The sequence below is a fragment of the Marinobacter aromaticivorans genome, assembly GCF_002806975.1.
GTDB lineage: Bacteria > Pseudomonadota > Gammaproteobacteria > Pseudomonadales > Oleiphilaceae > Marinobacter > Marinobacter aromaticivorans.
Genome location: NZ_NIHD01000009.1, coordinates 151,297 through 159,732, shown reverse-complemented (window position 1 = coordinate 159,732; position 8,436 = coordinate 151,297). Strand labels below are relative to the sequence as shown.

6 protein-coding genes and 1 rRNA gene are annotated in these 8,436 nt (G+C 54.3%); 1 reads left to right on the top strand and 6 read right to left on the bottom strand.

Annotation, left to right across the window (positions count from 1 at the left end):
* The 5 genes from CDH48_RS14065 to CDH48_RS14045 all read right to left on the bottom strand — a co-directional run.
* A 16S ribosomal RNA gene (locus CDH48_RS14065) occupies window positions 1–106 on the bottom strand; the annotation flags it as partial.
* A gap of 437 nt (window positions 107–543) precedes the next feature.
* Window positions 544–1,395: a CDP-diacylglycerol--serine O-phosphatidyltransferase gene (pssA, locus tag CDH48_RS14060; RefSeq protein WP_100689373.1), complete on the bottom strand. Its 852-nt coding sequence runs from the start codon at window positions 1,393–1,395 to the stop codon at window positions 544–546.
* 89 nt (window positions 1,396–1,484) lie between these two features.
* Window positions 1,485–2,501: a ketol-acid reductoisomerase gene (ilvC, locus tag CDH48_RS14055; protein ID WP_100689372.1), complete on the bottom strand. Its 1,017-nt coding sequence runs from the start codon at window positions 2,499–2,501 to the stop codon at window positions 1,485–1,487.
* A gap of 65 nt (window positions 2,502–2,566) precedes the next feature.
* Entirely contained in the window at window positions 2,567–3,058 is a 492-nt protein-coding gene (ilvN, locus tag CDH48_RS14050; protein ID WP_100689371.1) for an acetolactate synthase small subunit, read from the bottom strand.
* 2 nt (window positions 3,059–3,060) lie between these two features.
* On the bottom strand, window positions 3,061–4,779 hold the full coding sequence (locus CDH48_RS14045) for an acetolactate synthase 3 large subunit (RefSeq protein ID WP_100689370.1): 1,719 nt from the start codon (window positions 4,777–4,779) through the stop codon (window positions 3,061–3,063).
* A 523-nt stretch (window positions 4,780–5,302) separates the two neighbouring features.
* Here CDH48_RS14045 and CDH48_RS14040 point away from each other — a divergent pair.
* Window positions 5,303–5,770 carry a DUF4124 domain-containing protein gene (locus CDH48_RS14040; protein WP_100689369.1) on the top strand — a complete coding sequence of 156 codons (468 nt, stop codon included), beginning with the start codon at window positions 5,303–5,305 and terminating at the stop codon, window positions 5,768–5,770.
* A 69-nt stretch (window positions 5,771–5,839) separates the two neighbouring features.
* Here CDH48_RS14040 and clpB read toward each other — a convergent pair whose 3' ends face one another.
* Complete coding sequence (clpB, locus tag CDH48_RS14035; RefSeq protein ID WP_100689368.1) at window positions 5,840–8,416, bottom strand: ATP-dependent chaperone ClpB; 2,577 nt, start codon at window positions 8,414–8,416, stop codon at window positions 5,840–5,842.
* Window positions 8,417–8,436 lie beyond the last annotated feature (20 nt).

Below are 8,436 nucleotides of genomic sequence, written 5' to 3'. Positions count from 1 at the left end.
CCGCCGCTCGACGCCTGGTAGCAAGCTACCATCGTTTCCGCTCGACTTGCATGTGTTAAGCCTGCCGCCAGCGTTCAATCTGAGCCATGATCAAACTCTTCAGTTTAAATCATACAAGAATCCGTAGATTCTTAATTCTTGCTCAAGACAAAACTCAATTTCGACGAGTCGCTGTCTTGGTATTTCCTGTCGAAATACTCCAGCCAGCGCCCACACGAATTACTTGGTCAATTTGTTAAAGAGCCGTTGAGCCGTTGCTCAATCAAGGTGGCGTATTCTACATCGATCCGCCGCCTTGTCAACCGTTTATTTGAAGAAAGTTAAACTCCGCTTTCTTCAATACTTTCAAACAGTTGCCCTTCCAGAATCACCCCGCCTCAGCGGCGTGCCCCTCGAAGGAGATGCGCATTCTACAGACACCCGCAGAACTGTCAACGGGGTTTTTGAATTAACTCTCAAAGTTCTCGGTTTCCACCTATAAATACTGCAAAAAACGAGAAAAACCGATCAAAAATCGCACAACACTGATCCTGCAGCCAAGCACTAGCCCTTGCCACCGGCCGGACGCCGCGTTTTTCTACGAAACAACGCACGCACCGGGCCCGAGAGGGCATAGATCAGGAATCCGGTAAAAAGCACCGTGGCCGGATCCAGTGCAACAACTACGAACATCAGGACCACAAGCAAAATAGCTGCAAAGGGCACTCGGCCGCGGAGATCAAGATCCTTGAAGCTGCGATACAGAACATTGCTGACCATCAGCACACCCGAACCACCGACAACAACCAGAGTCAGGAATGTGAGCCAGGCTGCAGGCTCCCATGCGTGAAAACACCATACCAGACCAGCAACGCATGCTGCCGCCGCTGGGCTGGGCAGGCCAACAAAATACTTTTTGTCCACGGATCCGATCTGGGTGTTAAAACGGGCGAGACGCAACGCTGCGCCAGCAACGTATATAAAGGTGATAGCCCAACCAATTTTATCGAGCCCGTTCAGCGACCAGAAGAAGGCAACGAAGCCCGGCGCGACACCGAATGCAACCATGTCGGCAAGGCTGTCATACTCCTCACCAAATTTGCTCTGGGTATTGGTCATGCGGGCAACACGGCCATCAAGCCCGTCGAGTATCATGGAAACAAAGATCGCAATCGCTGCGTTATCAAAAACGCCACCAGCTGCAGACACGATGGCGTAAAAGCCAGAGAACAGCGAGGCCGTGGTAAGCGCGTTCGGGAGAAGGTAAATGCCTTTCCTGCGCACCGGTGCACCTTCTACCAACTCTTCCTCAACAACCTCACCTGGCTCAATATCAAATTCACCCGCCGTGCTCTCGGACAATTCCGGCTCATTGGCGGAGGAACCCAATTCGGCATCTTTTCTATCTTCAGTCATTCCCATAACTCCGGAAAGTATTTGGGCGGAGTATATACGAAAAACGCGGCCACCCGGGCCGCGTTTTGTTACACCAAGCGAAACTGCGCTTAGTTCTTATCCTTATCCACGATCTTGTTGGCAGAGATCCACGGCATCATTCCACGCAGCTTCTCCCCCACGACCTCAATCTCATGTGCCGCATTCTGGCGACGACGCGCAGTCATGGATGGGTAGTTGAGAGCACCCTCGGAGATGAACATTTTCGCGTATTCACCACTTTGAATTCGCTTGAGGGCATTACGCATAGCTTCGCGGGACTGCTCGTTGATGATTTCCGGGCCAGTCACATACTCACCATACTCCGCGTTATTGGAAATGGAGTAGTTCATGTTGGCGATACCGCCTTCGTACATAAGGTCCACAATCAGCTTGAGTTCGTGCAGGCACTCGAAGTAGGCCATTTCGGGCGCGTAACCGGCTTCGGTCAGCGTCTCGAAACCGGCTTTCACCAGTTCAACCGCGCCACCGCAAAGAACCGCCTGTTCACCGAACAAATCGGTTTCGGTTTCATCTTTGAATGTGGTTTCGATAATACCGGTACGACCGCCGCCGATGCCGCTGGCATAGGAAAGTGCGAGGTTCTTGGCGTTACCGGACGCATCCTGGAAGATGGCAATCAGATCAGGAATACCGCCGCCGTTGGCGAACTCGGTGCGCACCGTGTGGCCCGGAGCTTTCGGTGCAACCATGATAACGTCCAGATCCTTGCGCGGAACAATCTGGTTGTAGTGAATGGCAAAACCGTGGGCAAACGCCAGGGTAGCACCCTGCTTGAGGTTCGGCTCGATTTCGGCTTTGTACAGCTGGGACTGAAACTCGTCCGGTGTCAGAACCATGACGACATCAGCAGCAGCCACCGCAGATGGCACGTCGCTGGTTTTCAGGCCGTAGGCTTCTGCCTTGGCAATGGAAGAAGATCCTGGGCGCAGACCTACAGTTACATCCACACCGGACTCTTTCAGGTTGCACGCATGGGCGTGACCCTGTGAGCCAAAACCGATGATGGCAACTTTCTTGCCCTGGATGATGGAAAGATCGCAATCCTTATCGTAATAAACCTGCATGGGTAACCTCTGTTATTTGTGATGGCCTTTCAGGAGACCTGGTCGTTCGTATGATTTAAAACTGCCTAGAGACTTAAAACCTTTTCGCCCCTGGCGATTCCGGATACACCCGAACGCACCACTTCAAGTACGCCCGATGTGCCGATCGCCTGAACAAATCCATCCAGCTTGTCGCTGTCACCGGCTAACTGCACGGTGTACACCGAACTGGTAACGTCAACTATCTGGCCCCGGAATATATCCACGGTGCGCTTGATTTCCGCCCGTTGCGATCCCGTAGCTTTCAGTTTGATCAGCATCAGCTCGCGCTCAATATGGGCGCCCTCCGTGAGATCCACCAGCTTGACTACTTCAACAAGCTTGTTGAGTTGCTTGGTGATCTGCTCAATAACCCGGTCTGAGCCGGTCGTTGTTACCGTAAGGCGCGACAGGGTCTCATCCTCGGTGGGGGCAACGGTGAGCGTCTCAATGTTGTAATTTCGCTGCGAGAATAATCCCACCACGCGGGACAGGGCTCCCGGCTCGTTTTCAAGCAAAACAGAAATGATTCGACGCATGATCACACTCTCTCCGTCTTGCTGAGCCACATGTCTTTCATGGAGCCACGGGCCACCTGCATCGGATACACGTGCTCAAAGGGATCGACCTGAATATCCACGAAAACCAGCCTGTCCTTCATGGCAAGCGCCTCTTTAAGCTTTGGCTCCAGATCTTCTTTCCTGTCGATGCGAATACCAACATGCCCGTATGCTTCCGCCAGCTTGATGAAATCCGGCAGCGACTCCATGTACGAATGTGAGTGCCGGGACTCATAGTTCATATCCTGCCACTGCTTTACCATGCCGAGTGCCTGGTTATTCAGATTGATGATCTTTACCGGCAGTTTGTACTGGTTGCAGGTGGACAGTTCCTGAATGTTCATCTGGATACTGCCTTCACCGGTGATACAGAGCACCTCGTCGTCCGGATGTGTGAGCTTGATACCCATCGCTGCCGGCAAGCCAAACCCCATGGTGCCCAGGCCGCCAGAGTTGATCCACCGGTTAGGCTTGTCAAACTTGTAGTACTGGGCGGCGAACATCTGGTGCTGCCCCACATCGGAGGTAACAAACGCATCTCCGTTGGTAAGACGGCACAGCATTTCCACAACTTCCTGCGGTTTGATCACATCCGGGCTGGTTTCATAGCGCATGCCGTGGAATGCACGCCATTCGTCAATCTGTTTCCACCAGGAGGCTAACGCATCCGCATCCGGCTTTTCCTTGCTATCTTTCACCAGCGCCAGCATTTCCTTTAGGACCACATCAACCGGGCCCACGATGGGCACATCGGCGTCGATAGTCTTGGAAATGGATGCGGGGTCAATGTCGATATGAATGATACGGGCACCGGGGCAGAACTTTTCAGTGGCGTTGGTTACCCGGTCATCAAACCGTGCGCCCACAGCCAGAATAAGATCGGAATGGTGCATTGCCATGTTGGCTTCGTAGGTTCCGTGCATACCCAGCCAGCCAAGGTGCTGTTTGTCGCTGGCCGGGTAACAGCCAATGCCCATCAAGGTATTGGTGATCGGATAACCCAGCTTGCGCACCAGTTCTGTCAGTTGCCCCGAGGCTTTACCAAGAATGACACCGCCACCGGCGTAAATCACGGGCCTGCGGGCCGCCAGCATCATATCGACGGCTTTCTTGATCTGCCCCGCATGACCCCGTATAGCCGGGTTATATGACCGCAACTTGATCTTTTTCGGGTAAGCGTACTCAAAACGCTCATTTGGCGCGGTCATATCCTTGGGGATGTCCACTACAACCGGCCCGGGGCGGCCCGTTGAAGCGATGTAATACGCCTTGCGGATAATTTCCGGAATTTCTGAAGGATGGCGCACACTGAGGTTATGCTTAACCACGGGGCGGGAGACGCCCATCATGTCCGTTTCCTGGAACGCGTCTTCGCCAATCAGGGTGGACGCAACCTGACCGCACAGAACCACCATGGGAATGGAGTCCATGAACGCAGTGGCAATTCCGGTAATGGTGTTGGTGGCTCCAGGGCCGGAGGTTACAAGCACGGTTCCGGGCTGCCCGGTAGCGCGCGCATAGCCATCTGCCATGTGCACCGCCGCCTGTTCGTGCCTCACCAGAATATGTTTGACCTGATCCTGCCTGAACAGCGCGTCATAAATATGAAGGGCTGCGCCACCCGGATAGCCGTATATGTACTCGATCCCCTGGTCCTGCAGGGAGCGGATCAGCATATCGGCGCCAGACAATAACTCCACGATTTTTTACCCTCTTCTACGAGTGAATGAGCCGGGCACACGCCCGGTTGCCTGGATTCACGGTTGCCATGCTTCTTGTGAAAGCGGAACCGGCTGCTGCTCCACACTTTATTAAGAGGTTGTCTCCTGGCCAGCCGCCCTCCTGAGGGTTGCGGAGAACGGCCAATGGACGGGTTGCACGTATGCAACAACCATTCCGCGACAGATGCGCGGCACGCTCAGTGTGGTAAATAACGGGGGATACTTGCACGGGGTTGCCTGCCGTATTAGCCCCAGTCTTCAGGCAATCGGTAATTCTGACAGCGCGAAACTCCCTGTCAATAGCTCCAGGCGCTTAATACAACCATATCTGACGAAACACCTGACATTAGTCTTCACAATTCCGATACAGAGTTTTGAACCAGACAGAAGAAAATACATTGCACAAATGGCATTATACCCAAACACAAAACAGAACTAGGGGCCCGGTCTCTGTCAGGTTAAAGGCTTGCCCGGGAGCAGTGAACACACCATGAGTAGAGCCATGAACAGACAAACCCTGATGCTGACACTATTAATCGCCCTCACACCAGGCCTGGCAATGGGCGCTTCGGTGTATAAATGGACGGACGAAAACGGTGTAACTCATTTTGGTGACCGCCAACCGGTAGGCGCCAGCTCCGAGACCATTAACGTACGCTCCGGCACCAGCTCCAGTGCCAGCAGCAATCGCCCCAGCCCTCAGCAGCAGCTCGACGAGATTCAGGAGCAGCAACGAAAGGAGGCGCAGAAACAAAAGGAGTCGGCAGTTGAAGCTGCACGGCGGAAACAGCGCGAGGCCAACTGTGCAACCGCAAAGGCAAATCTGGATATCATCAATTCAAATTCACGCATTCGCGTGGAAGAAGATGGCGAGCAGCGCTATCTTACGCCCGAAGAAATCGCTGAGCAGAAACAGAAGTACGAAGAAATTGTCGCTGAAAATTGTGAGCCCGAAGACGGTCAGCAATAAGCTCTAACGCCAGTTAAAAAATGGGGGCAGGCCCTTAGGCGCTGCCCCTTCAGACATGTTTTACTCCGGTTACGCTGCCTTGAACACCAGCTTGCCATCATCGACAGTGGCACGAATGGTATCGTCGGCCACGAAATCACCTTGAAGCAGCCTCTGCGCCAGCGGGTTTTCAATCATCCGCTGAATTGCCCTCTTGAGAGGCCGCGCACCGTAAACCGGGTCGTATCCGACTTCTGCAAGTAAATCCAGCGCAGCTTCGTCCAGCTCCAGTTTCACACCCTGCTCCTGCAGACGCTTGTTGAGAATCTCGATCTGGATTTTCGCGATGCCGTGAATCTGATCTCCTGCAAGCGGGTGGAATACAACCACCTCGTCTACACGGTTTATAAACTCTGGCCGGAAGTGGGTTCCCACCACCTCCATGACTGCACTCTTCATGGCTTCATAATTTTCTTCGCCAGCCTTCTGCTGAATGATGTCCGAACCCAGGTTCGAGGTCATCACGATAACCGTATTGCGGAAGTCCACCGTACGGCCCTGGCCATCGGTAAGGCGGCCATCATCAAGCACCTGAAGCAGTATGTTGAAGACATCCGGGTGCGCCTTTTCAACTTCATCCAGCAGCAGCACGGAATAGGGGCGACGACGAACGGCTTCAGTGAGGTATCCACCCTCTTCATACCCCACATACCCGGGGGGCGCACCAATCAGCCGGGCAACGGAGTGCTTCTCCATAAACTCGGACATATCAATCCGCACCATGGCATCATCGGTATCGAAGAGGAATGACGCCAAAGCCTTACACAATTCCGTTTTACCAACACCGGTGGGCCCAAGGAACAGGAAGGAACCGTTAGGCCGGTTCGGATCTGCCAGGCCAGCGCGGGATCGGCGCACGGCGTTCGACACGGCTTCTACTGCTTCATTCTGGCCAATAACACGATTATGCAGTGCGTCTTCCATGCGCATCAGTTTGTCGCGCTCGCCTTCCAGCATTTTGGATACCGGAATACCTGTCCACTTGGAGACAACCTCCGCGATTTCCTCGTCGGTAACGCGATTGCGCAGAAGCGTCATTTCCATCATTTCAGCCTGGCCTGCCATATCCAGCTGGCGCTCCAGCTCTGGAATGCGGCCATACTGCAACTCGGACATTTTGCCCAGATCGCCAGCCCGGCGGGCGTTTTCCAGATCGATCCGAGCCTGTTCCAGTTGGCTCTTTATTTCCTGAGAACCATGCAAAGCCGCTTTCTCGGCGTTCCATACTTCTTCAAGATCCGAGTATTCCCGTTCAACACTCAGAATTACGTCAGACAATTCTTCCAGGCGCTTCTTCGATGCGGCATCGGTTTCCTTTTTCATCGCCTCACGTTCAATTTTCAGCTGAATCAGGCGACGCTCAAGTCGATCAAGAGGCTCTGGCTTGGAGTCCATTTCCATACGGATCTGGCTCGCTGCCTCATCGATCAGGTCAATGGCCTTGTCCGGCAACTGGCGGTCAGTGATGTAACGCTGGGACAGCTTGGCCGCAGCAATAATCGCTCCGTCGGTCACTTCCACGCCGTGGTGTACTTCGTAACGCTCTTTCAGACCACGGAGAATGGCGACCGTGTCTTCTTCACTGGGCTCATTCACCAACACTTTCTGGAAGCGGCGTTCCAGGGCGGCGTCCTTCTCAATGTTCTCGCGGTATTCATTCAGAGTAGTGGCGCCTACACAGTGCAATTCACCACGGGCCAATGCCGGCTTGAGCATATTGCCAGCATCCATGGAGCCTTCGGCTTTACCCGCACCTACCACCGTGTGGATTTCATCGATAAACAGGATAATCTGGCCTTCCTGTTTGGCCAGTTCGTTAAGCACCGCTTTCAGGCGCTCTTCAAACTCCCCACGGAACTTGGCGCCGGCTATGAGCGCGCCCATATCCAGAGACAACACCCGCTTGTTTTTCAGGCCTTCAGGCACTTCGCCGTTTACAATCCGCTGGGCCAGGCCTTCGGCAATGGCGGTTTTACCCACGCCCGGCTCCCCGATGAGCACCGGGTTGTTTTTGCGGCGGCGTTGCAACACCTGGATGGTGCGGCGTATTTCGTCGTCACGGCCAATCACCGGGTCAAGTTTCCCGGCTTCTGCGCGCTCGGTCAGGTCAATCGTATACTTCGAGAGAGCCTGGCGATTTTCCTCAGCCCCTGGGTCATCCACTGTTTCACCTCCACGTACTGAATCGATCGCCTTTTCCAGTGCCGCCTTGTCTACGCCCTGCTCACGCAAAATACGACCGAGGGTGCCACGGTCTTCCAGGGCCGCCAGCAACATCAGCTCACTGGAGATAAACTGGTCTTTGCGCTTCTGCGCCAACTTGTCCGCAATATTGAAAAGACGGCCCATATCGTTGGACATGGCCACATCGCCCGCACTGCCGCGTACTTCGGGCAGATTCTCGATTTCCTGTGCCACGGCCTGGCGAACCCGACCGGGCTCGGCACCGGCCTGCTTGAGCAGCGGCTTGATGGAGCTGCCCTGCTGGTCAAGCATGGCCTGCATGAGGTGCAGCGGTTCAATGAAGTTGTGATCCTTGCCAACGGCCAGTGACTGGGCGTCTGCCAGTGCACCTTGCAATAGGCTGGTGAGCTTGTCGATTCTCATGAATTCTCTTCCCCGATTCG

Coding starts and splice junctions, on each gene's coding strand:
- pssA (WP_100689373.1), bottom strand. CDS start 1,395: ATGACTGAAGATAGAAAAGATGCCGAATTGGGTTCCTCCGCCAATGAG.
- ilvN (WP_100689371.1), bottom strand. CDS start 3,058: ATGCGTCGAATCATTTCTGTTTTGCTTGAAAACGAGCCGGGAGCCCTG.
- CDH48_RS14040 (WP_100689369.1), top strand. CDS start 5,303: ATGAACAGACAAACCCTGATGCTGACACTATTAATCGCCCTCACACCA.
- clpB (WP_100689368.1), bottom strand. CDS start 8,416: ATGAGAATCGACAAGCTCACCAGCCTATTGCAAGGTGCACTGGCAGAC.
- ilvC (WP_100689372.1), bottom strand. CDS start 2,501: ATGCAGGTTTATTACGATAAGGATTGCGATCTTTCCATCATCCAGGGC.